Source organism: Amycolatopsis cynarae (genome assembly GCF_026802195.1).
GTDB classification, from domain to species: domain Bacteria; phylum Actinomycetota; class Actinomycetes; order Mycobacteriales; family Pseudonocardiaceae; genus Amycolatopsis_E; species Amycolatopsis_E rhizosphaerae.
On record NZ_CP113836.1, the window covers coordinates 2,885,608 to 2,909,158 of the forward strand.

The 23,551-nt window shown below is 67.6% G+C and carries 25 protein-coding genes and 1 pseudogene; 14 read left to right on the forward strand and 12 right to left on the reverse strand.

Translation table 11 applies throughout. From position 1 onward, the window contains the following. Nucleotides 1-158: 158 nt before the first annotated feature. Genes ORV05_RS13675 through ORV05_RS13685 form a run of 3 tightly spaced genes read left to right on the forward strand, consistent with a single transcriptional unit; the run spans nt 159 to nt 3,992 of the window. Complete coding sequence (locus ORV05_RS13675) at nt 159-1,448, forward strand: MFS transporter (protein WP_268758860.1); 1,290 nt, start codon at nt 159-161, stop codon at nt 1,446-1,448. Next, nucleotides 1,448-2,494 carry a fumarylacetoacetate hydrolase family protein gene (locus ORV05_RS13680; protein WP_268758861.1) on the forward strand — a complete coding sequence of 349 codons (1,047 nt, stop codon included), beginning with the start codon at nt 1,448-1,450 and terminating at the stop codon, nt 2,492-2,494. The genes ORV05_RS13675 and ORV05_RS13680 overlap by 1 nt, the downstream gene beginning before the upstream one ends. Next, nucleotides 2,484-3,992: a class I adenylate-forming enzyme family protein gene (locus tag ORV05_RS13685; protein WP_268758862.1), complete on the forward strand. Its 1,509-nt coding sequence runs from the start codon at nt 2,484-2,486 to the stop codon at nt 3,990-3,992. The genes ORV05_RS13680 and ORV05_RS13685 overlap by 11 nt, the downstream gene beginning before the upstream one ends. Nucleotides 3,993-4,437: 445 nt before the next feature. Here the strand turns inward: ORV05_RS13685 and ORV05_RS13690 are convergent, their stop codons facing one another. Genes ORV05_RS13690 through ORV05_RS13700 form a run of 3 tightly spaced genes read right to left on the reverse strand, consistent with a single transcriptional unit; the run spans nt 4,438 to nt 7,336 of the window. After that, a complete protein-coding gene (locus ORV05_RS13690; protein ID WP_268758863.1) occupies nt 4,438-5,412 on the reverse strand; it encodes an MBL fold metallo-hydrolase in 975 nt (324 codons plus the stop codon). Continuing rightward, the gene (locus ORV05_RS13695) at nt 5,409-6,572 is read right to left on the reverse strand and encodes an epoxide hydrolase family protein (protein WP_268758864.1); all 1,164 of its coding nucleotides are present in this window, start codon (nt 6,570-6,572) and stop codon (nt 5,409-5,411) included. Before ORV05_RS13695 ends, ORV05_RS13690 begins: the two co-directional genes overlap by 4 nt. A gap of 8 nt (nt 6,573-6,580) precedes the next feature. After that, entirely contained in the window at nt 6,581-7,336 is a 756-nt protein-coding gene (locus ORV05_RS13700) for an SDR family NAD(P)-dependent oxidoreductase (protein ID WP_268758865.1), read from the reverse strand. A gap of 98 nt (nt 7,337-7,434) precedes the next feature. Between ORV05_RS13700 and ORV05_RS13705 the strand changes: the two genes are divergently transcribed. Then, the gene (locus ORV05_RS13705; protein ID WP_268758866.1) at nt 7,435-7,905 is read left to right on the forward strand and encodes a nuclear transport factor 2 family protein; all 471 of its coding nucleotides are present in this window, start codon (nt 7,435-7,437) and stop codon (nt 7,903-7,905) included. Between the two features lie 72 nt (nt 7,906-7,977). On the opposite strand, the gene ORV05_RS36355 is transcribed toward ORV05_RS13705, so the two are convergent. Next, on the reverse strand, nt 7,978-8,565 hold the full coding sequence (locus ORV05_RS36355) for a nuclear transport factor 2 family protein (RefSeq protein ID WP_326938140.1): 588 nt from the start codon (nt 8,563-8,565) through the stop codon (nt 7,978-7,980). A 199-nt stretch (nt 8,566-8,764) separates the two neighbouring features. Here ORV05_RS36355 and ORV05_RS13720 point away from each other — a divergent pair, with 199 nt between their 5' ends. The 3 genes and pseudogenes from ORV05_RS13720 to ORV05_RS36480 all read left to right on the forward strand — a co-directional run. Then, nucleotides 8,765-9,679 (forward strand): LysR family transcriptional regulator, encoded by a 915-nt coding sequence (locus ORV05_RS13720; protein WP_268758869.1) that lies wholly within the window; start codon nt 8,765-8,767, stop codon nt 9,677-9,679. A 106-nt stretch (nt 9,680-9,785) separates the two neighbouring features. Then, on the forward strand, nt 9,786-10,829 hold the full coding sequence (locus ORV05_RS13725) for an amino acid permease (protein ID WP_268758870.1): 1,044 nt from the start codon (nt 9,786-9,788) through the stop codon (nt 10,827-10,829). Between the two features lie 6 nt (nt 10,830-10,835). After that, nucleotides 10,836-11,342 (forward strand): annotated as a pseudogene (locus ORV05_RS36480) (PhzF family phenazine biosynthesis protein); the annotation flags it as partial. A gap of 293 nt (nt 11,343-11,635) precedes the next feature. Here the strand turns inward: ORV05_RS36480 and ORV05_RS13735 are convergent. Both ORV05_RS13735 and ORV05_RS13740 read right to left on the reverse strand, forming a co-directional pair. Further along, complete coding sequence (locus ORV05_RS13735; protein ID WP_268758872.1) at nt 11,636-13,081, reverse strand: MFS transporter; 1,446 nt, start codon at nt 13,079-13,081, stop codon at nt 11,636-11,638. 62 nt (nt 13,082-13,143) lie between these two features. Continuing rightward, the gene (locus ORV05_RS13740) at nt 13,144-14,181 is read right to left on the reverse strand and encodes a zinc-binding dehydrogenase (protein ID WP_268758873.1); all 1,038 of its coding nucleotides are present in this window, start codon (nt 14,179-14,181) and stop codon (nt 13,144-13,146) included. Between the two features lie 200 nt (nt 14,182-14,381). Here ORV05_RS13740 and ORV05_RS13745 point away from each other — a divergent pair, with 200 nt between their 5' ends. Further along, on the forward strand, nt 14,382-15,275 hold the full coding sequence (locus tag ORV05_RS13745) for a helix-turn-helix transcriptional regulator (RefSeq protein ID WP_268758874.1): 894 nt from the start codon (nt 14,382-14,384) through the stop codon (nt 15,273-15,275). A 202-nt stretch (nt 15,276-15,477) separates the two neighbouring features. Here ORV05_RS13745 and ORV05_RS13750 read toward each other — a convergent pair whose 3' ends face one another. Further along, nucleotides 15,478-16,461: an aldo/keto reductase gene (locus ORV05_RS13750; protein WP_268758875.1), complete on the reverse strand. Its 984-nt coding sequence runs from the start codon at nt 16,459-16,461 to the stop codon at nt 15,478-15,480. A 196-nt stretch (nt 16,462-16,657) separates the two neighbouring features. Between ORV05_RS13750 and ORV05_RS13755 the strand changes: the two genes are divergently transcribed. The 4 genes from ORV05_RS13755 to ORV05_RS13770 all read left to right on the forward strand — a co-directional run bounded on the left by ORV05_RS13755 (nt 16,658) and on the right by ORV05_RS13770 (nt 19,001). After that, entirely contained in the window at nt 16,658-17,044 is a 387-nt protein-coding gene (locus ORV05_RS13755) for an alcohol dehydrogenase catalytic domain-containing protein (RefSeq protein ID WP_407652754.1), read from the forward strand. A 128-nt stretch (nt 17,045-17,172) separates the two neighbouring features. Beyond that, nucleotides 17,173-18,153 (forward strand): aldo/keto reductase, encoded by a 981-nt coding sequence (locus ORV05_RS13760; protein ID WP_268758876.1) that lies wholly within the window; start codon nt 17,173-17,175, stop codon nt 18,151-18,153. 45 nt (nt 18,154-18,198) lie between these two features. Continuing rightward, nucleotides 18,199-18,609 (forward strand): (R)-mandelonitrile lyase, encoded by a 411-nt coding sequence (locus tag ORV05_RS13765; RefSeq protein WP_268758877.1) that lies wholly within the window; start codon nt 18,199-18,201, stop codon nt 18,607-18,609. Nucleotides 18,610-18,626: 17 nt separating this feature from the next. Further along, nucleotides 18,627-19,001, forward strand: a complete 375-nt coding sequence (locus tag ORV05_RS13770; protein WP_268758878.1) for a DUF2255 family protein — start codon at nt 18,627-18,629, stop codon at nt 18,999-19,001. Nucleotides 19,002-19,051: 50 nt separating this feature from the next. On the opposite strand, the gene ORV05_RS13775 is transcribed toward ORV05_RS13770, so the two are convergent. Beyond that, nucleotides 19,052-19,945 carry a helix-turn-helix transcriptional regulator gene (locus ORV05_RS13775; RefSeq protein ID WP_268758879.1) on the reverse strand — a complete coding sequence of 298 codons (894 nt, stop codon included), beginning with the start codon at nt 19,943-19,945 and terminating at the stop codon, nt 19,052-19,054. Between the two features lie 377 nt (nt 19,946-20,322). Between ORV05_RS13775 and ORV05_RS13780 the strand changes: the two genes are divergently transcribed. Further along, nucleotides 20,323-20,616 (forward strand): DUF1330 domain-containing protein, encoded by a 294-nt coding sequence (locus ORV05_RS13780; RefSeq protein ID WP_268758880.1) that lies wholly within the window; start codon nt 20,323-20,325, stop codon nt 20,614-20,616. A 161-nt stretch (nt 20,617-20,777) separates the two neighbouring features. Here ORV05_RS13780 and ORV05_RS13785 read toward each other — a convergent pair whose 3' ends face one another. Together ORV05_RS13785 and ORV05_RS13790 are read right to left on the reverse strand one after the other, a co-directional pair. Next, the gene (locus ORV05_RS13785; protein WP_268758881.1) at nt 20,778-20,918 is read right to left on the reverse strand and encodes a hypothetical protein; all 141 of its coding nucleotides are present in this window, start codon (nt 20,916-20,918) and stop codon (nt 20,778-20,780) included. A gap of 135 nt (nt 20,919-21,053) precedes the next feature. Next, the gene (locus ORV05_RS13790; protein WP_268758882.1) at nt 21,054-21,380 is read right to left on the reverse strand and encodes a hypothetical protein; all 327 of its coding nucleotides are present in this window, start codon (nt 21,378-21,380) and stop codon (nt 21,054-21,056) included. A gap of 12 nt (nt 21,381-21,392) precedes the next feature. Between ORV05_RS13790 and ORV05_RS13795 the strand changes: the two genes are divergently transcribed. Beyond that, nucleotides 21,393-21,815 (forward strand): VOC family protein, encoded by a 423-nt coding sequence (locus tag ORV05_RS13795; protein WP_268758883.1) that lies wholly within the window; start codon nt 21,393-21,395, stop codon nt 21,813-21,815. A 99-nt stretch (nt 21,816-21,914) separates the two neighbouring features. Here the strand turns inward: ORV05_RS13795 and ORV05_RS13800 are convergent, their stop codons facing one another. Both ORV05_RS13800 and ORV05_RS13805 read right to left on the reverse strand, forming a co-directional pair. Continuing rightward, nucleotides 21,915-22,883, reverse strand: coding sequence for a carboxymuconolactone decarboxylase family protein (locus ORV05_RS13800; protein ID WP_268758884.1), 969 nt, complete (start codon nt 22,881-22,883; stop codon nt 21,915-21,917). Nucleotides 22,884-22,917: 34 nt separating this feature from the next. After that, the gene (locus tag ORV05_RS13805; protein ID WP_268758885.1) at nt 22,918-23,535 is read right to left on the reverse strand and encodes a hypothetical protein; all 618 of its coding nucleotides are present in this window, start codon (nt 23,533-23,535) and stop codon (nt 22,918-22,920) included. Nucleotides 23,536-23,551: the final 16 nt, after the last annotated feature.

The window sequence follows — 23,551 nt, forward strand, 5'->3', positions numbered from 1 at the left end:
CGATCGGATGGCGCGGGCAGCTTCGTAACCTTTCTGCCTCGGGGGAAGGCGTTGACACCTGGCTCACGCAAGCTACTGTCCTACTAACTGGACTGAAGTACATGTTCAACGATCGAGTCGCCGAGTAAGCCATCCGAACGACAAAGAGGTCGAGATCGATGAAAGCAGCCCCCGGCTCCCAGGCCACCCCGGAGAGTCAGGACAGTGCGGACACCCGGGAATGGTCACAGCCCGGTCGCCAGGAGTTGCGGCGCCATTGGCCGTTGCTGCTGGCGGCGCTACTCGGCATTTCCGTCGGCGTAGCGGCGATCCCAGGAAACGGCCTGGCTATCTTCCTCCGGGCGATGCAACAGGACCTCGGCTGGTCGCGCGCCCAGATCTCCCTGGGAGGCACCATCGTCCTGCTTGTCGTCGCGGGAGTCTCCCCGCTGCTGGGCTGGGTGAGTGACCGGATCCGCATGATCTGGATCGTCGTAGGCGGTCTGGCGGGACTGTCGGTTTCACTCCTGCTCTTCAGCCGGCTGAGCAGCAACGTCGGCGTCTACTACGCCGGGTGCGCGCTGCTGGGCATCGCGGCGTCGGGATCGGCGACCGTCGCCTACGCACGAGCGGTGAGCGCTGCCTTCGTACGCACTCGGGGGTTCGCCCTCGGTCTCTCCACCATCGGGACAGGTATAGCCGCGTTCGTGCTCCCCGAGGTACTGGCGCCCTACGCGGCAAGGACCGGATGGCGTACCGGATTCGTCGTACTGGGAATCACGGTCGCGGTCGGGGCGGTGATCGTCGCGGCGCTGTTGTCCCGGTCGCCGGTGGCGACCCGTCCGCCGCGCACCATCCGGCTCGCCGAGGTTACCGATTCCCGGTCCGGCCTTACCCTGCGGGAGGCGTTGCTGGGCCGCACCTTCTGGACACTGGCGGTGTGCTTCTTCATGGTGCTGTTCGCCATGGCCGGCCTGCAGCTGCACCTCCTGTCCTATCTCCAGGACGCCAAAGTCGGTGTGGCGAGTGCAGGGAAGATCGCAAGCCTGGCAGGTATCGGAGTGATCGTCTTCCGCCCGCTCGGCGGCTGGTTCTTCGACCGCTTCCACGCCCCGCGCACCGCTTCCCTGATCCTGGTGATCGCCACGGCCTGTGTCCTCGCTGTCGTCGTGTTCGGGGCCGGTGCCGCCCCGCTCGCAGCGCTCGCGATCGGGCTGGCTACCGGTGCCGAGTTCGACCTCATCGGCTACCTCTCAGCCCGGTACTTCGGCCAACGTGCTTACGGCCGCATCTATGGCTTGTTCTACTTGGTGGCCACCGTCGGCGCGGCCCTTTCGGGCGTCTTCTACGGCGCGGTCCAAGATGCGGCGGGCTCCTACCTACCCGCGTTGTGCACCACGGCGGGTCTCCTCCTCATGACGGCACTTCTGTTGCTGACGCTTCCTCGCTATCCGTCCGACTGGAGTTGATGGTGCGTCTTGTTACCTACATCCCGACCTCGTCCGCGCGCTCCGAAGCCCGCCTTGGTGTGTTGACGGGTTCGACGGTAATCGACCCGATGCGGGTGCTGCATGCCGAGAAGTACTTGAATTCCGGAGAAGCAGCGCTCGTTCGCGCGCCCGAGGTGCCGACCGAAATGGTGGCATTCTTCGAGGGCGGCGCCGCGGTCCGGGGGCTGGCCGAGCGAGCCTCGGAAGTGGCCGCGCGGGCAGCCGAGCACGGTGACGTGCTGATCGACGCGGACGGGCGCCGGGCGGTCTTCGACCTGCACGAGGTCGAACTACTCGCGCCGGTGCCGCGGCCGCGTCGGATCCGCGACTACCTCACCTACTCCGACCACGCAACGGGTTCCGGACTGAGCGTCCCAGCTGCTTTCCGGGCCATGCCCATCTGCTACCAGTGCAACGTCGAAACCGTCATCGGGCCGGAGGAACCGTTGCTCTGGCCCTCCTACACCGCTCAACTCGACTTCGAGCTCGAACTCGGCTTCTTCACATCAGGCGGCGGACGCGACTTGACGCCGGCAGAGGCCGCGAATCGGATCGCGGGTGTGACGATCTTCAACGACGTCAGCGCCCGCGACATCCAGTTCTATGAGATGACCATGGGCATCGGGCCCTCCAAGGGGAAGGACTTCTGCAACGTGATGGGCCCGTGCGTGCTGACCATGGACGAAGTGGACGAGTGGTCCGTGGAGATGACAGCGAGCGTCAACGGTGAGCTCTGGAGCTCAGGCACGACCCGCCACCGTCAGTTCTCCTTCGCTGAAGTACTGGCCTGGGCTTCGCTCGACGAGACGGTCCACCCCGGCGAGTTCTTCGCTGTCGGGACGGTGGGCGGAGGCTGCGGCCTGGAACTCGACCGATGGATTCAACCCGGCGACGTCGTCTCGCTCGAGGCCAGCGGTATCGGAATCCTGCGCAACCCGGTCGCTCCTCGCGCGAACCCTCCCGCCGGGTCGGGCCTGTCCACCTATCGAGGCGCTCCGGAGGTTCATCGCCGCCATGACAGTTGAGACCACCGCCGCACTTGTCGCCGCCGCGCCGACGGGGGCAATCTTCTCGGTCTTCGAGGAGAACGACCGTGTTGTCCGCATCACCTACGGCGAGCAACTCGCCCGGCTACGTGCCACCGCGGCGGCACTCGCGGACCTTGGCGTTCGCCGCGGCGACCGGGTGCACGTCAGCCTCGCCAACGGCCAGGAGTTCCTGGATGTCTGGTTCGCGACTGCCTACTTGGGAGCCGTTCTGGTGCCCACGAACCCACGTTCGTCGGTGGTGGAGTTCCGCCACGTGCTGGCCGACGCGGCTCCGGCGGTCACGATCGCGAGTGAGGACAACGCCGACGTCCTGCATGCGGCCGGCGCGTCCGACCCGGTCATCGTCGGTGCCGGGCACCATGCTCGAAATCTCGCGGCAGGCGGCGGCTCCGTACCCGAGGCCCCGGTCTCCCTCAGCGACCCGGCCGCCATCTTGTACACCTCCGGTACCACCAGCCGCCCCAAAGGCGTCATCGTCACTCACGCCAACTATCTCGCCGTCGGCCGCGCGGTCGCCAAGCACCTCTCCATCACGGCGGACGACCGCTGGTTCATCGCGCTGCCGCTGTTCCACGCCAACGCGCAGTACTACTGCACCATGTCAGCGCTGGTCCGAGGCGCTTCGGTAGCGGTGGCCGAACGATTCTCCGCATCACGATGGGGAATCCAGGCCGCACATCTCGGCGCGACCTTGGGCAGCCTCTTCGCCGCACCGATCCGCATGATCCTGTCTCGGCCCGCAGCCGCGGGCGAGGCCGGGCTGCGCGCCGTCCTCTTCGCCCAGAATCTCTCCAGCACGGCGGCCGCCGAATTCGAGAACCGGTTCAGCACAAGGCTCGTGCAACTCTATGGGATGACCGAGACCGTCCTGCCGCCGACCATCAACCCCGACTCGTCCGAGCGCAGGTGGGACAGCATCGGCCCGGTGCAAGCCGACGTCGACCTCGTTCTCGCGGACGGCGACGGAAACCCGGTTCCGGACGGCCAGATCGGCGAGATCATGGTCCGCGGCACGCTCGGCGGGACCATTGCGGCCGGGTACTGGCGTAATCCGCAGGCGACAGCGGAGACGTTCGATGACGGCGTGCTGCGCACCGGTGATCTGGCCTGGCGGGCCGTGGATGGGTTCCTCTACTTCGCTGATCGCGCCAAGGACATGATCAAACGATCGGGCGAGAACATCTCGGCGAGTGAGGTGGAGGGCGTCGCGGCGACCCACCCGGCAGTTGCGGAATGTGCGGTGGTGGGCATTCCGGATCCGGTCTACGACGAGGCCGTAATGCTCGCCGTGGTGCTCCGAGCGGGATTCGCAGCGGGCGTCGAGGAAGAGATCCGGAGGTGGTGCCGCGAACGGTTGGCGACCTACAAGGTCCCCACGGTGGTCAAGTTCGTGGACGACCTCCCGCGAACGAGCGTGGGGAAGATCCGAAAGGCGGAGTTACGGACGATGTACGAGGCTGATCAGCAGGGTTAGCAGTGGGTCGCCGGGAGGTTCAAGGGAGCAGCGCTCCCCGGAGGCTTTCTGCCACACGCGCTCGCGATCGATCTTCGGTGGAGGTACCGCCTTGTTTCGCTGGCTCGGGAAGCCGCCGTGGAGGTGTTCGGCGCTGCCCGAACGCCGGGGCGGCGGGTGCTCGTGCGCGTGAACGACATCGCCACGGAGACCGGGCGCGGCGACGTGTTCGCGCTGAGCTCACGAAAGATCGAGGCTAGATGTATCACCGGTAGGCCGGTGGCGACATCGTCGTTCTTCCCGCCGATTTTCCGAAATCGGCGGGCAGGATAACGCTGTCGCCACCGGCCGCCAACGGTTCTGGCGTTTGGCCGGCAGATGCGCCGGTGCGCCAGGAGATGTCGCACTTTCGCGATACCTCACCGGCGCACCCGTGGATCATTGAACTCGCCCCGGCGTCCGGCGGTCAGCCGGTCGAGGTTGCCGGGAGGCTGCGCCAATCGCCGTGATCGTCGCCGTACACCACGTTGAGCGTGTCGCGTACGTCGCCCTTGAAGTTCTGCGGATCGAGCTCGCGATAGACCAGACTGATGTTCTGGTAGGTGCGCGAGAGGTGCGGCCAGTCGCCCCAGCGGCTGAGGTCTAACTCGCGGTAGGCCTCCCGCGGTGACTTACCCTGCTGATATGCCGTCTTCGCGTAGTCGAGGACGAACGCCAGGTAATCGCGGATCGGGACAATCCCTTCTGGGCCGATGATCGGTCCGTGGCCAGGCACGATCGTGCGCGGTTCGAGCCCGAGGATGCGATCGCAGGCCTGGACACAGCGGGAGAGGGGACCGCCCCACATGATGGGTGTGGATGCGGTGAACAACAGGTCTCCGCTGTAGAGCACGCCGGCGCCGGGCACCCAGACGATGGTGTCTCCGGAGGTGTGAGCAGGCCCGAATTCGCGCAGCTCTACTGAGATCTTGCCGACATCCAACGGCAACTGCCCGGTGTAGGTCTGGTTCGGATGGACCGGCCGCCATCCGTCGTAGGCGAAGACGGCCAATCGCCAGCGCATGAATTCGGCGAAAGCACTGTCGCCCTGGGCGTAGGCGTCGATCTTCGACGGGTCGAGCCAGTGGCCACGAATGTCCGCCAGTGTCGCCTCCGACGCGATGATGGTCGCACCGTCGAACAACTGGTTGCCGTTCCAGTGATCCCCGTCCCCGTGGGTGTTGACCACAACGTCGACGCTCGGCGCCCCCGACATCGACTGGATCGCGCTGTGGAAAGCACTGGCCATCGGCATGTCGTTCTGCGTGTCGACGACGAGACCCTGGCCTCCGTCAACGATCAGGCCGGAGTTGGCGAAGCCCCAGCAACCTGGCGGCTGGAGCCAGGCATAGCACCCACCACCGAGATCCTGCAGGTGCCGGCCGGCGGCGCCGGCCGTCATCGGGGAGCCCCGGCGAAGCAAGCGCGAAGTTCGGCGATGAACAGATCGGGTACTTCCAACATGGCGAAATGACCACCCCGTGGGAGAGCGTTCCAATGGCGCAGGTCCACGAACCGTGCGGCTGTCCATGCCCTGGGCAACTTCATCAGGTCGTGCGGGAACACCGAAACCCCGGCCGGCACCGTGACAGGTGTCGTCATGTCCATTCGCCCGTGACTTTCCCAGTACAGCCGGGCTGACGACGTTGCGGTCGCGGTGAACCAATACACCGAGACGGTGTCGAGCAGACGGTGGAGTGGCACCGCGCTCTCCAGTCCGCCTTCGTTGTCGGTGAATTCGTAGTACTTTTCCGCTATCCAGGCCAGTTGCCCGACTGGTGAATCCGTCAGGCCGTAGCCCAGTGTCTGGGGCTTCGTCGCCTGTTCGAGAGCGTATCCGGTTCCTTTGGCGACGAATTTCTCGCGCTGGGCGATCCAGTCTCGCTCGAGACCGGTCAACTCGCTGTCGGGAAATCCGTCCGGACGAGGAGCCCACGGCACGGTCGTGTGCATCATGGCGACCCGTTCCGGATGCCGGAGGGCCAGGGTCGTCGTTATCTGAGCTCCCCAGTCCCCGCCTTGGGCGAGGAATCGCTGGTAACCGAGCCGGCTCATCAACTCCGCCCACGCATCGGCGATCCGCTCGAGGTTCCAGCCGGGCTCGGTGGGCTTACCCGAGAAGCCGTATCCTGGCAGCGAGGGAATCACCAGGTGAAAGGCCGGTTGGTCGGCCGGTGGGTTGCTCAAGCCGTCGACGACGTCGAGAGCTTCCACTACCGAGCCCGGCCAGCCGTGGGTGATCAGTAGCGGTCGCGCGTCGGGACGCGGCGAGTGGACGTGGAGGAAATGAATGCCGACGCCGTCGATGCGGGTGATCCACTGGCCCCGGTCGTTCAGTTCGGACTCGACGGTCCGCCAGTCGTATTTCTCTGCCCAAATCTGGCGGAGGCGCGTGGTTTCCTCCAAGGGTATGCCTTGCGACCAGTCGTCGACCACCTCTTTCTCCGGCATCCTGGCACGAGCGAGGCGCTCTTTCAGGTCCTGGATGGCCTCATCGGAGATGTGCAGATGGAACGGCCTGATCTCGGTTTCCGCTTGGTTTTCGGTGTAGTCGGTTGTCATGTGGTACCTCAGCCCGTGACCGGTCGGATCGGCAGGAGCGTGCCCGAAAGGTGTTGCGCGGCGTTGCTGCACAGGAACGCCACGAATGCCACGATGTCTTCCGGTTGGCCGATGCGGCCGCCGGGGTAGGCGGACGCGACTCGCTCGATGTACTCATCGCTCGCGATTGCCCGCATTCCGGGCGTGTCGGTGAGTCCGGGCGCTAATGCGACAGTGCGGATACCTTTGTCCGCCAGTTCCCGGTGGACGACGTTCGACAGGAGGGTCAGCCCCGCCTTGCTTGTGCCGTAGGCCGCCTGCCCGGGGTTGGCCTGCACGCCGATCATGCTGCTGATGTAGACGATCCGGCCGCCGCCGTCGCGGATCATCAGGGGTGCGAAGTGCTTGGTGGTCAGGAAGCAGCCGATCAGATTGACGTCGATCACCCGCCGGAACAGTTCCACGTCCAGATCGACCACCGGTGTCATCGCGGGCATGATGGCCGCATTGTTGACGAGCCCGTCAACCTGGCCCCACTGCTGGTCGACCGCGGTCGCAGCGTCCCGCACCTGATTCTCGTCGGATACGTCGACGCACAAAGTGAGAACGCGTTCGGGTGCGGTGATCGACCGCAATGCCGCGTCGGCCTCGTCAGCTTCGTCCTTGTCCGAGGTCAGCACCGCGACGCGCGCACCCTCGCGCGCGAGCCCGAGCGCCAGTGCCCGGCCGAGACCTCGGCCGGCGCCGGTGACGACGATGACCTTGTCTCCAATGTCGTACTCCATGAGCTGCCTTCCTGTGGCTGCGATGCGCCAGGTTGCCATCAGTTTGTGTGACGACTATATTTCTGTACTGGAGTCTAGTCAAATAGAGTGGAGAACCGATGACGATCAACGAGTCCGTCCTGCAGCGCGTCGCTGACGAGCTCGCCATCCGTCGTACGCTCGCGCGCCTTTCGCGGGCCCAGGACAACGGGGACCGCGAGGCCTACAAGACTTGCTTTACAGGCCGGGTGCTTCTCACCAAGTCGGTCGTCATCCCCGACTGGCAGCCGCGCGAACTCCCCATCGACGAGCTCGCCGACCTCTACTTCGCTCAGGTGGGCAAGTTCAAGTTCGCGCACCACCTGGTGTCGAACCACGTGATCGACATCGACGGCGATGAGGCTACCTGTCTTGCCGACCTGTATTGCGTGTTCGCCGAAGGCGACGGTGAGGGGCTGCGCTCGTCCAGTCTCGGTGGGCGGTACGACCTCAAGCTGCGCCGGGTTGACGGGGAATGGCTGATCAGCGAGCGCTCGATCGTGGAGTTGTACGCGATCGATTCCGGAGATGTCGCCCGGACGCTGGTTTGACCCGAGGTCCGCGCGAGGCGCCGACGGCCCGGGGCTCTCCGGGCCGTCGGGGTTCGTCGGTGAATCCGCGAGTCAGGCGGCTTCCGCCAGCCACTCCTTGGCATCAGTGGTGATCGCCGTCGCCTGGGGGGAGTCGAGCGTGCTCGGCATTGGGTCCGGCGCGGAACGAGCGGCGAACTGCGGATATACGAGGTGCCGTGCGCTGGTCGGACACTTGGCGGGTAGGTCGTCACGCAGTTCGAGCTTGGCGTCGCGGCGCACGGGATCGAATCGATCCTGGATGTAGCGGGGGAGGCGATCGAGTACACGCCAGCTTCCGTCTTCCAGCACGATCCGGTCGAGGTACTGGACCAAGTCGGAGGCGTCGACTTCGACGTCGTGCAGCGTTGTGCGGAGCATGAGAACACTTTGGGTTTCAACGAGAGCGCGGGCTCCGTTGAGCCGAATCCGGCTGGGGCCGGTGAAGTGGTTCGAGAGGCGGCCCTGACGGCGGCAGTTCCTTAATGAAGTTGAGGAACTCGTCGGCGGTGAACCCCGCGTAGTTCGTCGTCTTCCGGCCGTCGGCGGCGAACATCGCGCGCAGCGTCGCCGATTCGCCGTTGCCCCGGCTGAACACCCAGTCGTCGAGAAGCCGCTGAATCTCCAGGCGGACGGGCACAAACCTCATCGGCAGGAAATTTGTCCATCGGTTCTCCGATAACTATACTTGAATCCAGGTAAGATGCAAGCTGCCGATGCCCAGTGGGAACGTTCAAGCGGGACTGTAAGACGAGCGGCTCTGGCCCAGGCGAACTGTCGGCCTACCGCGACGCGAAAGAAGCGGTCAACGCAGCGCTGGAGAAACGGAAGCCGGTTTACCGTGGCGACTGACAGCGATGGCCTTCGCTCCTTCGGCCTGGAGTCCACCCACCTGCAGGCGCTGCACGCGTTGCTGAGCGAACTCAGTGTCACCGCGGCGGCGGCGCGTCTGGGACGCACCCAGCCGACGTTGTCGAAATCGTTGCGGCGACTGCGCCGGCACTTCGGCGACCCGTTGCTGGAACGGGCAGGCAACTCCTACCGGCTGACCGCGTTCGCGGAGCGGTTGCGTCCCCTGGCCGAGGCCGCGGCCGCCGCCGTCGACCGGACCTTCGCCGCGGAAACGAGCTTTTCGCCGGAAACATCGACCCGGACTTTCACCATCGTTTCGTCCGATCACGGGATCGCCACGGCGGGGACCGGGTTCTTCCTCCGGGTCCGCCGCCTCGCGCCGGGCGTGCGCCTTCGCTTCATTCCGGTCACCGCCGAACTGCTGGAGCACGAGGACGCGTACCTGCGGACCGTCGACGGTGTCCTGCTGCCGCATGGCTACCTCGGCCTCGCGTCCTCTATGGACGTCCACACGGACCGGTGGGTTTGCGTGGTCTCCGCGGACAACCAGCTCGTGGGCGACAGGCTGACCAGAGGAGATCTGGAACGGCTGCCCTGGATCGCCACCTTCGCGGACCAGGCCAGCCGCCCACCCGCCTGGCGGCAGCTGGAGTTGCTCGGCATCGTCCCGCGGGTGGTCGCGGTCGCGGAGTCCTTCCTCGTCGTGCCCCGGCTCGTTCGCGGCTCGGACGCGATCGGGGTCGTGCCCGGCCGGGTCGCGGCGGCCGAAGGCGCCGGGATCCGGGTGCTGGAGTTCCCCTTCGAGATGGTGCCGCTGACAGAGGCGTTCTGGTGGCATCCGGTGCACGACGACGACCCGGGGCATCGGTGGCTGCGCGGCGTTCTGGGCGAGCAGCGGGTATAGCTCCGGGGAATGTGGCCCATGCGCGATATGCCGTACCTTCCTGGCCGGAGGCAGTGCAGTGTGGAGGGTGCAGCCTTCCCGCTACTCCCGAATGGAGCGCCCTCTCGTGGATCAGCCGCTGCTGGTCGACGTCGATCGCCGGACGGCCGCGATGACGGACGCCAGGGTCGACGTTCAGGTCGTCTCCGCCACCCCCACCCAGTACCACCACTGGGTCACCGATCCAGGGGCGGCCCGCGAGCTTGCCCGCCTCACCCACGAAGCCGTCGCCGGACACTGCGGCCGTCGCCCTGACCGGCTTACCGGCCTCGGGGTGGTGCCCCAGCAATTTCCGTCGCTGGGCGGCGAAACGCGTGACGGCAAGTCCCTGGCCCGCGGACTGGCCCGAGGCTGGGCGATCGCGATGGTGCTGTACGGGGTGGTCGCCCTGTCGGTCTTCCGTGCCGTGCCGTGGTATGCCGTGCACCCGCTGGTGGCCGGCGGACACCAGGACGCGGCGTCGATCCCGGCCATCGTCGCGGTGCTGGCGCCACGCGCGCTGACCATCGTGTTCGACCTGTTCGTGGTCGTGGTGGCCGGCAAGACCGTGGCGCCGCTGATGGTCGACTGCTCGCGCATCATGTACGCCTGGAGCGAGGACCGCCTGTTGCCCGCCGCGTGTGGCCGCACCAGTACCCGCCAGGTGCCGATCATCCCGGTCCTGGTCACGTCTGGGCTCGCGCTGGTGTTCCTCGTCGAGGAAGCCACGGCTGGGTTCCAGGTCGGCGTCGCCCTACGGTCGCTGACCTTCATGCTCGTCATCGGCATCGTCGGCCTGGGCTGGCTGGGGTTGCGCCTGCGCCGCCCGCACCGCGTGCCGGACTGGGCCCGCGACCTCGTCCAGCGGCGGGAGCTACTGTTCGCAGCCCCGGCCGCGGTGGTGGTCGCTGTCGTCCTGACGGTCACCGGCTTCGTCCAGACCGGCACGCCGCTGCTGCTGCAGCCCGGCAGCCAGGCGCTGATCACGCTCGTCGTCGTGGCGCTGCTGTGGGGACTGGCCCAGCGCCGCGTCCGCGATACCGGCGCGGCGCTGGGCCCGGGGGACGACCAGGCCACCACCGGCGAGGCACGCCTTGAAGCCACACTGACCGTCCGCGAAGAACGGAGCTGACCTTCGATGCCCCCACAGGCCCGCGTTGTGACCGTTTTCGCCGCCGGACCGGGCGGCGGCAATCCCGCGCCGATCGTGCTCGACGCGGCACGACTGTCCGATGTCGACATGCAGGCCGTCGCCCGTGCGCACGGCCACGAAAGCGGTTTCGTGTCACCGGCACCCGCCGGTTCGGGATGTGCCTACACTTTCCGTTTCTGGGTGCCCAACCACGAAATGTCCATGTGCGGGCACGCGACCGTCGGTGCGGTGTGGTTGCTCGACCGGCTCGGCCGGATTTCCGGTGACGAGGTGTCGATCTGGACGCGTAGCGGCGTCGTGGACGCGCGGCTGACGGGCACGGGGGAGGACCGGAGGGTGGAGATCTCGCAGCCGCCGGGCCAGGTGGTTCCCGTCTGCGCCGACGCCATGCCCGCGGTGCTCGACGCACTCGGGATCACCAGTGCGGACCTTGCGCCATTGCCCGTGCAGAACGCCCGCACGAGCCGGATCAAGACACTCGTGCCCGTCGCGGGCGTGGCGGTACTCGACCGGCTGACGCCGCGCTTCGACCGCGTGGCGGAACTTAAGAGAGAGTGGGGGCGAATCCGAATGAGTGCCGGTCCGCCGCCACTGTTCGGCAGTAACGGAGCCGGTCTCTTCCAGGCGTTTGGTGATGGTCTCCAGACGATCGAGAAGCGACTCGACAAACTCGCAGGGTGCTGGTGGTTCTGGCATGTTGTCGCATCGACAGCGGCTGAGTTCTGTGAGTTCGGCGGGCAGTGGGCAAGGCGGATGCGGGGGCACCCGAAGGTCCAATCCGCTGATCAGCTGACTGCCTCGAGGTGTTCGGGGGCGCCCTCCGTCCAGGGCCGGGCCGAGATCGATGCTGGCACGATCAGCGCGAGCGAGACGACGAGGCAGAGCCCGAGCAGAGCGCTGCCCGCCGTCAACGCCGCGCTGACGCGTTCGGCGAGTCGTAGTGCCGTATCGCGAGTGCCATCCGCCGCCGAGCTCGCCACGGCGACCAGGATGCCCAGGCCGAGTGACATGCCGAGTTGGTGGAAGGTGTTGACCAGGCCGGACGCCGCCCCGGCGTCCTTGGCGGTGGCGCCTGCGATACCGGCGGAAGTGAGCGGGGCAAAGGCCAGTCCCTGCCCGGCCCCGACCAGCGCCATGGGTAGGGCGACGGCCGTGAGGTAGGAACTGTCGGCGGTGACGCGACTCAACCAGGTCATGCCCGCGAGAGTCAGGGCTATGCCGACGCAGAGGGATGCGGTGTTGCCGAGACGGCGGGTAACGCGCGGGATGGCCGTGGCGACGACGAAGTTCACCACGGTCATCGGGAAGAACGCGACACCGGCCTGCAGCGGGTTGAAGCCGAGTACTCCTTGGAGGAACTGGGTGGTGAAGTAGAAGAATCCGATCATCGCGCCCACGTAGAGCAGGCGCGCCAGGTAGGCGCCGGTCCGCATGCGGCTGGCGAACAGCCGTGGTGGCATGATCGGTTGCTCGGCGCGCCACTCGTTGGCGGCCAGTCCTACCAGGAAGACGATGCCGATGATCAGTGAGGTGATGGTCACCGGGGATTCCCATCCGGCACTGGCCGAGTCCACGGTACCGAAGACGAGCGCGCCGACCCCGAGGGTCGCGGCGACAGCGCCGATCAGGTCGAACCGTCCCCGTGCGTATTCGGTCTCGGGGACGAATCGTGGCGCCAGTGCGATCATCGCGATGCCGATCGGGACGTTGAGGTAGAACCCGGCGCGCCAGGAGATCCAGTGGGCGAGAGCGCCGCCGATCACCAGGCCGAGGCTGGCACCGATACCGGCGGTGGCGCCGTACCACGAGACGGCTCGGGTCCGTTCGCGTCCTTCCGGGAAGCTCGCGGTCAGGAGGGACAGCGACGACGGTGCGACGATGGCGGCGCCGATGCCCTGGACGGCGCGGGTCGTGATCAGCCACCACCCGGTGGGCGCAAGTCCGATGAGCAGCGACGCGGCGCAGAAGACAGACAGGCCGAAAACGAAGACGCGGCGGCGGCCGAGGATGTCGCCCGCACGCGCACCGAGCAGAAGCAGGCCGCCGAACACGAGGGTGTAGGCGTCCTGCACCCAGGCCAGTTCCGTGGTGGACAGATGGAGGTCGCTCTGCAGGCTCGGCAGCGCGGTGAAGATGACCGAGTTGTCAAGCAGGATCATGAAGTAGCTGACGAGGATGATCGCCAGGATCGCCGTCGGACGTGCCACGGGCTTGGCGGGTGTCTGGATCACGTGTCCCCTTGATCGGTGACGGGACGGACGCCGGGGGTGGATCGGCACCCCCGGCGCGTCTGCTAAGGACGGACGAGGACTTTCAGCGCTTCGCGCTGGTCCATCGCCCGGTAGCCGTCGGGCACTTCGTCGAGCCCGACCGTGCGGTCGAAGACCTTGCCCGGCTCGACTGTGCCGTCGAGCACGGCGGGCAACAGTTCCTCGATGTAGGCGCGGACCGGGGCGGGGCCTCCAGTGAGGGTGATGTTCGGTCCGAACAGGCTGCCGAACCCGACGGCCGCTTCCTCGTACTGGGGCACTCCGACGCGGCTGATCACGCCGCCCGGGCGAACGATGCCGACCGCCTGCTCGTACGCGGGCATGTGCCCGACCGCCTCGAGGACCTTCGGCACACCGTGCCCGCCGGTGAGCTCGCGCACCCTGGCGATGCCTTCGTCGCCGCGTTCGGGCACCACGTCGGTCGCACCGAATTCGACGCCGAGGTTGGTGCGCACCTTGTGGCGTCCCATGAGAATGATCCGCTCGGCGCCCAGTTGCTTTGCCGACAGCACGGCGAGCAGGCCGACGGCGCCGTCGCCGATCACCGCGACGGTGTCGCCTGCCGTGACGTTCGCCCGCTTCGCGGCGTGGTAGCCGGTTCCGTACACATCGGACAGGGTCAGTAATGATGGCAGCAGGGCGGAGTCCTCCGTGGCTGGTGCCTTCACCAGTGTGCCGTCGGCCAGCGGTACCCGGATCGCCTCGGCCTGACCACCGCCGATCCCGCCCGCGGCCCAGAAACCGCCGTGCAGGCACGAAGTCTGCAGGCCTTCCCGGCAGAACTCGCAGGTGCCGTCCGACCATGCGAACGGGGCGATGACGAAGTCGCCCGTGCGGATTGTCGCGACGCTGGTGCCGATGTCCTCGACGACGCCGATGAACTCATGGCCCATCGGAGTGCCCCCTGGGGTGTCCGGCAAGTTGTGGTAGGGGTGCAGGTCGGAGCCGCAGATGCAGGACCGCACGATCCGCACGAGTGCGTCGGTCGGCTCCCGCAGCACGGGGTCGGGGATTTGTTCGATCCGCACGTCGCCGGCCCCGAACATGAACGCTGCGCGCATGAAATCCGTGTCTCCTTCGTTCTTGCGGATGGAATCATCGGGCGCACTGCGCTGTGTCCCACGTCCAGAGAACCGGATTCGCGGTGGGCGCGGGAGTGCCTGTCGTTCGGGGCACTGGCAGTACCTCCCACGGCCATGCCTGGAGGTGTGTGAGCCCAGCCGGGGCTGCTGCGGGGTCGCCGGGGTGTCAGACTGGAGACATGACCGCTGACCAGCGCGGCAGCGCCGGTGGCGCGGAACTCGGCTGTTTCCTGCGGGCGCGCCGTGCTGCCGTGACCCCGGACCGTGCCGGGATCGCCGTGGGGCCGGGTCTGCGCCGCACCCCGGGCTTGCGCCGCGAGGAACTGGCCGCCCTGGCCGGAGTGAGTATCGATTACTACATCCGGCTGGAACGTGGCAAGGAGGTGCACCCCAGCCCGGCCGTCGTCGAGTCACTCGGCCGTGCCCTGCAACTCGACGAGCATGAGCAGGCACATTTGCGTGAGCTCGCGGCCCGTGCCGCGCGCCCTGTCGCGGGAGGGCAGCCCGCGCCCACCCGCACCGTGCCGCCGGGGGCGCAGTCGATGCTGGAGAGCCTGCGGCCGAACCCGGCGTACGTGCTCAGCCGGGCCAGTGACCTGTTGGCCGCCAACCCCAGTGGCCTTCGCCTGCTCAACGGGATGGCCGACTGGCCGGCCGGCAGGCGCAACACCATCCGGCATCTGTTCCTCCATCCGGCCGCGCGTGGCCTGTACCGGGACTGGAACGAGCTGACCTCTGGCTGCGTCGCTCGCCTGCGTACGCTGGCCGGGATCGAGCCGGACGCGCCCGACGTCACGGGACTGATCGAGGAGCTTCTGGGCGAGAGCAAGGAGTTCGCCCATCTCTGGGACCGATACGAGGTTCGGGGTACGACTCACGGCCACAAGGCCTTCCGGCACCCCGAGGTCGGCGACCTCACCCTGGGCTACCAGTCGATGCGCCTGGACGGCACCCCCGGCCAGCGGCTGATCAGCTACTTCGCCGAACCTGGCACGCGGGACCATGACGCGGTGGTCCTGCTGGACGTGACCGCCGCCGAGCACGCGGCCACCGCCGCCGACCGGCTCGGCTGACACCCCGTGACATCCTGCTGCCAGATTGATTCGGCACCTGTCGACCAGTTCGCTGGGTTTGGACGGGGAAGAATGACGGCGGAAGCCGCGGCGCGCGGTAACTTGCCTACGCGGGCAGCAGGCCGAGAACCCTGACCTGGTGTCTGGCTTTCTTGCCTTGATATCCGTATACTCCGCGCGCAGTGCGGCCGTCTCCCCGTCGTCAGTAACCTGATTTCGAGCCGTAGTAGGTGGGTTTGCGGGGGGTGTAGTGCTCCTCGAGCGCAGCGACCTCCTTATCGGTCAGGTCGACGTCGAGCGCGGCGGCCGCATCGGTGAGGTGGCGGGGTTTCGTCGCGCCGACGATCGGAGCCGCCACGACGGGATTGCGCAGTACCCACGCCAGCGCGACCTGCGCCATGGGGATGCCTCGGTCCTTCGCGATGCGCTCCACCGTGTCCACGGTGCCCTGGTCGCTATCGAGGTACAGCGGAGTGCCGGACGCGTCGGTGGTCGGGTTGAGATGTCCTCGTGTGGTGCTCTTGTCGCCCCACGGCCGGGTTACGAGCCCGGCGGCCAGCGGTGACCAGGGGATGCTGGACACGCCCTGGTCCGACAGGAGTGGGAACATCTCCCGCTCCTCCTCACGCGCTACGAGGTTGTATTGATCCTGCATCGAGATGAATTTCGTCCAGCCGTGCAGTTCCGCGGTGTACTGCATCTTGGAGAACTGCCAGGCCCACATCGAGGAAGCACCGAGATAGCGGACTTTCCCGGACTTCACCACGTCGTGCAGAGCTTCCATCGTCTCCTCGACCGGAGTGTCCGGATCGAAGCGGTGAATCTGGTAGAGGTCGATCCAGTCGGTGTCGAGCCTGCGAAGCGAGGCGTCGACCTGTTCGAACACCGCGCGCCGCGACAGGCCCTTCCCGCCTGGACCGGGCCCCATCGGCGCGAACAGCTTGGTCGCGAGAACGACTTGGTCGCGGCGCGTGTATCGGTTCACGGCCTGACCCGTGATCTCCTCCGACGTGCCACGGCCGTAGATGTTGGCCGTGTCCCAGAAGGTGATGCCGAGTTCCACGGCTTGGCGAAAGATCGGCTCCGCCGCGTCGGCGTCGAGTGCCCAGCCGCGCCCGTCGCCCGCCTTTCCGAAGCTCATTGCATCCCAGAACGATCCGGCTGACTTCGAGACCAGATGTGCCAAGTCGTGTGTAGTCCATATCCGAATTCAACGCTTCGTTCCGGGTTGCTGGGAGGGTCTGTGACAACCCCTTTCCGGGGGCGTTCCCACGTCGCTGCTCGGCCGGTAAGGGGGCTCTGGCATTACCCCGAACGATGGGCCCTCCCATCGTGCGCGCGGCGAAGGTTTCCTCGAAGGTGAGAGACGAGGAGGAAGACCCATGCGAGCGACCGTGATGTACGCCGCGGGCGACGTCCAGGTAAAGGACGTGCCCGACCCGGTGCTGCGCGAGCCGACGGATGTCCTCGTGCGCGTGGTGCGGGCCAGCATCTGCGGGAACGGTGTGTGGCCCTACGCCTCCATGTCGCGTTCGGAGCAGGGACGGCGCATGGGGCACGAGTTCCCGGGGGTGGTCGGGGAGACCGGCGCCGACGTGGCCGGTGTGACGGCCGGAGATCCGGTGATCGCGCCGTTCCTGTGGGCCGACAACACCGGTCAGTTCTGCCGGGAAGGCCCGCAGAGCGCGGTGACGGTCGTCGGCGGCGGGACGGTCGGGCTGTTGGCGGTGCTGGCCGCCCAGCGGTTCGGTGCCAAGCGCATCCGCTGAAAGGCCGAGGCCAGCCCGGCCGGGTATTCGACCGCATCGTCGGGCTGGATGAGATGCCCGATGGCTACCGCGCCACGGCCGGACGCACCGCGCTAAAGATCCTAGTCCGTCCTTGATTGGAGAACGCTGTGCAACACGTCAAACTCGGCGACCTCGAGGTGTCCCGGATCGGTCTGGGCACCATGGGCATGTCCTTCGCCTACACCGGGGCCGGCTCTGACGAGGCCGAGTCCATCCGTACCATCCACCGTGCGCTGGATCTCGGGGTCACGTTCCTGGACACAGCCGAGGTCTACGGGCCATATGCCAACGAGGAGTTGGTCGGCAGGGCGCTCCGGGGCCGCCGGGACCAGGTGGTGGTGGCGACCAAGTTCGGCATGATCTCGCACACCGGCCGCGGTCAGGGGGAGCTGGACTCCAGTCCCGCCAACATTCGCCTGGCCGTGGAGGGCTCGCTGCGGCGGCTGGGCACCGACCACATCGACCTGTACTACCAGCACCGGGTCGATCCTGGCACGCCGATCGAAGACACCGTCGGGGCGCTGGCCGAGCTGGTCCGGCAGGGCAAGATCCGCCACCTCGGCCTCTCCGAGGCGTGGGTGAGCACCATCCGCCGCGCCCACGCGGTGCACCCGATCAGCGCCTTGCAGTCGGAGTACTCGCTGTGGACCCGGGACCCCGAGGACGAGGTGCTGCCGCTGCTGCGGGAGCTCGGCATCGGATTCGTGCCCTACTCCCCGCTGGGTCACGGGTTCCTGACGGGCACGGTCCGCTCGAACGACTGGTTCGACGCGAGCGACTTCCGTGCCACCAACCCCCGGTTCACCGGGGAGAACTTCGAGCGCAACCTGCGCCTGGCCGACGAGGTGGCGGCCGTGGCCGCCGAAGCCGGTGTCACGCCCGCTCAGGTCGCGCTCGCGTGGCTGCTCACCAAGGGCGACAACATCGCGCCCATTCCCGGCACGAGACGGGTCGCACGGGTCGAGGAGAACGTCGCCGCCGACGCGGTGGAACTCACTGTGGAGCAGATCCAGCGGCTCGACAATCTTCCGCCGGCCGCGGGATATCACCACAACGAGGTTCAGACACGGATGCTCGAGCGCAAGTAGGGCGCGGACTGTCCAAAGACGATCAAAAGAACGGCGAGGAGAATCGTGGAAAAACTGCGCAAGCAGCCGAGCACAAAGGGCCCGGCGGAGCTGTTCACCGGAGACGTCTGGTTCGACGTCATCTGCCGTGGCGAGGAGCCGTCCCGGATGCGGGTCAACACGGTGCGGTTCGCACCGTGCGCGCGTACGGCATGGCATGCGCACGCGGTCGGGCAGACGCTGCACGTCACCGAGGGTGTCGGGCTGGTGCAGTCGCGTGGTGGGCAGATCGTGGTCATGCGGCCCGGCGATACCGTTCACACACCGCCGGGGGAGTGGCACTGGCACGGGGCGGCGCCCGACCATTTCATGACCCACCTCGCGATGTGGGAGGGACCGGGCGAAGGTAGCGAGACCGAATGGGGCGAGCACGTCACCGACGAGGAATATCTCGCTTCGAAGAGCCTGCTGGACTGAGCACGAGGAGGCGCATCATGGCCACGTGGAGCACCGGCGAACTCGCCGGCATCGACCGCGCGTACCAAATCGAGATCACCTCGCTCCGGCGGGACGGCAGTCTGCGTTCCTTCCGGATCATCTGGGGTGTGTGCGTTGACGGGGACTACTATGTCCGCTCGGTCAACGGACCCACCGCCGCGTGGTATCGCGGAACTCGTACCCGGCACGAAGGCCGTATCCTCGCCGATGGGGCGGAGAAGGACGTTTCGTTTGTGGACATCGACGACGACGCCCTCAACGATCGCATCGACGAGGCGTATGCCCTGAAGTACGGCCGTGGCACGGAGCCGGTCAGGCGCATCACCAGCGCCGCGGCGCGGGCGACGACGATGCGGGTCGTGCCGCGCTGACTGGACCTCAGGCGCGCCGGCTCAGCCGGCTGTGGCGGCGTGCCTGAAGATCACGCTGGTGAGCTGTGCCGTTTGGTCACGAGTTTCTCCTGGCTGGCAGCCCAGGAGGCAAGCAGTTTGAGGCCGTCCGCGGTCGGACTGTCCGCGGGGGCGGTGTAGATGTTGAGCTGCAGTCCGGGCTCCGAGGGGAGTTCCATGGCCTCGAAGTCGAGGTCGAGCTGGCCGACCGCGGGGTGGCGAAGTCGCTTCCGGCCGGACCGGTGGAAGCGGACGTCCTGGGAGGCCCACCGTTGCCGGAACAACTCCGAGCGGGTGGACAGCTCGCCGACGAGCGCGATCAGCTCTTGGTCGTGCGGGTTGCGGCCCGCCTCCAGTCGCAGCATCGCGGCCGCGTCCCGGGCGATCTGGTCATAGTCGATGAAGAACTCCTCGGCCGGCCCGGGGTGGAGGTAGACGAACCGGGTGGTGTTCGCCGGCCGCCGTGGGTCGGCGAACACCGGTGAGTAGAGCGCGCGGGCGAGTTGGTTCATCGCGAGCATGTCGTGGCGTCCGTTGCGGATCCATGCGGGGGCGTCGGTGATCGCGTCGAGGACCTGCTGCAGCACGGGACGGACGGTCGAGGGTGCATTCCGCCTGCGACGGCTGCCACGCGCTCCCGATTCGCGGGCGAGGGCGAAGAGGTGGTCGCGCTCGGCCTCGTCCAGTTGCAACGCCGAAGCCAGTGCGTCCAGCACACCCTCGGACGCTCCGGCCAGACTGCCCCGCTCCATGCGGACGTAGTAGTCCACGGAGACGCCGGCGAGCATCGCCACTTCCTCCCGCCGCAGCCCCTTGACCCGGCGCTTGCCGCCGTAGGCGGGCAGCCCTGCCTGTTCCGGTGCGATGCGCGCCCGCCGCGAGCTGAGGAACTCGCGGATCTCGCTGCGCAGGTCCATCGTGCCCATACCTCCACGGTAGACACGCCGAGATCGGGGTGGGAGGCACTGCCGGTACCCCGAACTTTGTCCGGTGTCTGCCGACCGGGGATGGGGATGACGGGCGGCCTTGGCAAGAGACTGCCGGAGGCGAACCGCGCCGCGGAGGACGGTGCGCCGCCGCCAGGATCGGGTACTCTCTGGGCAGCGCAATCGGCGGCCTGATCCTCACCGCGGGCACCGGCCCCGGCCACCTCTTCCCCGACGACGGCGCCTACACCACCGCGGCGCTGGTCGGCATCGGCGCCATGGCGATCACGACGCTGACAAGCCTTGCTCTCGCCCGCCGACGCCCGTCCGAGTCCAACCTGTAAGTCAGATGCACTCATCCCGACACTGGAGGTTCCATGCCCAAGGGCTACTGGGTCAGCGTCTACCGCACCATTTCAGACCCTGAGAAGCTGGCTGCTTACAACAAGTTGGCCGGTCCGGCCGTCCGGGCTGCGGGCGGGCGGACCCTCGTCCGTGGCGGTCGGGTCGTGGCGCATGACGCCGGGATCGCCGAGCGCACCGTCCTGGTCGAGTTCGACAGCTTCGAGCAGGCCGTCGCGGCGCACGAGAGTGCGGCCTACCAGGAGGCGCTGGTCGCCCTCTCCGACGGCGTCGAGCGCGACTTCCGCATCGTCGAAGGCATCGACTGACCGAGGCCAGCCGGATCTGGCCGTTGAGGAACGTTGGTCAGCAGCAAGGCCACTACGGTCGTGGAGTTACCACATTCTCCGGGGACGCCCGGCCTGAACCGGCAGGGGGCGTGACATCGGGCGCTGCCGAGGTCGGGTATCCCCGTGAGCGGGCATGGCGCTCAGTTCCCGATGGCCGGTTCGAAGTCCGCCAGCGACTTGCGGAAGTCCTCCGGTCCGTACAGGTAGACGCCCGGGCCTGTCTCGGTGTCCGCCCCGCTGAGCCAGTCGAATGCCTCCCATACCGCCTCGTCCTCGACCAAGCCCGCCTCCTCGCCTGATCCACGGCGTGGCCCAGTCCGAAGCCTGACCAGGGGTCGGCTTTCCGCTGGCGAGGCCGGCCAGAACTCCGCGGACCTCCTCGTGGGTCGGCTCCGGACGGTCCCCTTCATCGATCGTCATGCGTCAATCCTGTTCCCCTCGGCGTCGCGCCACCACTTGCCCGTGTAGTTTCCGTCAGCGTCGAAGGTGTAGTGCACCTTGGGGCCTCCGTTGGGATTGTGGGGGCGCACCTGCCGGATGCGGCCGTCGTGGTCGAGCGTCTCCTGCCACATGCGGCTCCGTCCGGGGTTGCGGGTCTGCGCCAGGCCAACGAACAGGTGGATGAAGGTCACGGCTGGACCGTCCACCTCGCCACCGACGACTGTAACGGCACCGCCAAGCGTGCTGTCACCGCCGGGGGCACGGTCCTCGAAGCTCCGCACGAGGTCGGAGACCTCGGGCACGCAGTCCTCGCGGTGGATCCCGTTGGCGCGCGGTTCGGGCTCTGGCAGGCGCGGGCGCACCCGGGCTGCCGACTGGTGAACGAGCCCGGCACGCTGGTACGCAACGACCTCGTGACGGCGGGGGCGAGTTCCGCGCGGGCCTTCTACACCGCCGTCTTCGACTTCACCTTGGACGGCAACGAGGACCTTCCTGGTAGGGATTTCACCTTCCTGCGTCGGCCGGACGGCCACGAAATCGGGGGGATCCTCGGCTTGGCCGACGCGCCCGTCTCCGCTTGGGCGACCACCTTCGAAGTAGCCGACACCGACGCGACCGTGGCACGGGTCAGGGGCGCTGGTGGCACCTTCTCCACCCCGGAGGAAACTCCGTACGGCCGGTTGGCCACCGTCACCGACCCGTTCGGAACGAAGTTCTCCGTGATCGCACGCCCCTGATTCGCGGTAGGACCGCGGCTTGCCGGTGCGAGCCTTCGGGGACGTAGCTGAACGCGCCCGCGAGCGGGCCGGTGGACAGCAACACGAGCCCGGTGACGATCAGAGCAGCATGGTTTCGAGGTGAGTGACGGCGGTGATGGCGCCGTAGCCGAGCAGGTGCAGCAGGCAGTGGTCGGGGTACCCGTTGGCGCGCCAGAGGGTGACGTCCTCGTTGGTGATCTGGCTCGGCGCGAGCGCGGCCAGAATCGCCAGGGCGGCGGCGGGCCGGTCGTCGGGGTCGAGCGGAGCGAGGGATTCCGCCAGCCAGGCGCGGTCGTCGAGCAGGCCTCGGTGCTGGGTGATCGTGTCGCGGACGACCTTGCCGGCGGGCTCGGACAGCAGTCCCTGGCTCCGGCTTGCCGCGGTCCGCAGCGCCACGTACGCGGGGCCGACCGGGCTGTCGCCCGCCCATGCCGGGATTCCCTCGCAGGGGAGCGGGTCGAGGAGGCGGAGGCTGTCGCCGGGGGTGCGTTGCCGGCGTATGGCGCGGGCGATCGGGGCACCGTCGAAGGTGGCTGGTTCGCCCTCCTGCATGCTGCCCGGCAGCAGGTCACCGTTCAGCAGCGCGAGCACGATCCGGTTGATGAAGTGCAGTGCGAGCGCGGTCCCGACGTACTCGGGCGCCTCTGTTGCGGGAAAGGGGGGTGTACCGCCGGATCGCGCCCACCGGGCGAGCGCGGCGAGTTCCGGTTCGGCCGGCGTGGCTCCGCGTTCGAGCGCGTCGGCGAGATGCCCGCCGCCGGCCAACCGCAGGAACACGAGGTGCCCGGCGGTGTCGTAGGCGCACCGGTTGGTTTGGGAGACGGAGACGGTCACGATTTCCTTACGCCATCGTGGAACCGTGCCGGCCACGAGGGACTCGCGCAGCAGCGCCCAACCGGAGACGAGCAGTTCGGGTGCGGGCGAGAGCATCATGACCGCCGGGCCGATGGTGCTGAACTCGGTGTTGACCTGGTCGTAGACGGCGGCCACCTGCCCGGTGGCGTCCTCGGGCCGGACGGGTGTGACGTGCTGGAACAGCGGGGGCATTCGGAAAGTTCCTTTCGGCCGGGGGGAGTGGCGGTCATCGCGCATGTTCTTCGGCGAATACCGCGTGGCATCCCTTGCTGCAGAAGGGAATTCGCGTGCCGTTGTGCTCCACGGTCGCGGCGGCGTGCTCGAAGGGCACGGTCATGCCGCACACCGGGTCCAGTCCGGAGCCGGGCGGCAGATCGGCGGCCGGGCGCGGCGATTCCCGGTGCGGTTTGGTGATGATCTTGAGTAGATCGGTCGCGGTCAGCGCCTGCCCCATCGATCCGATGGCGCCGTCGGGCAGACCGGTCACGTGGATCCACGAGACAGGTTGCTCGTAGAGCCGTGCGGGGTTCTCGTCGATGTCGGCGAGCACCTTCGTGAATGCCGTGACAAGGTGGGAAGCCATCTCCTCCCGCCAGCTCTCCGGCACGGCGACGCGGATGAGGTAGGGCGGCAGGGCGTCCTCCTGGAGCGGCTGCCCGGCCACGTACCAGTCGTCGGCTTCGCGGAACAGCACGTGGCACAGGGACCGTCCGGCATCGATCACCGCCTCGGGGGCCTCGCTGTCCCCGGCCCGCATCACGTCGGTCACCAGTCGCGTGCCGAGCACCCGTCGCTGGGCTCCGGTCAGCTTGCCCTTCGGGGTGAACACCTCGATGATCATCATGCGCAGTCATCCCCTC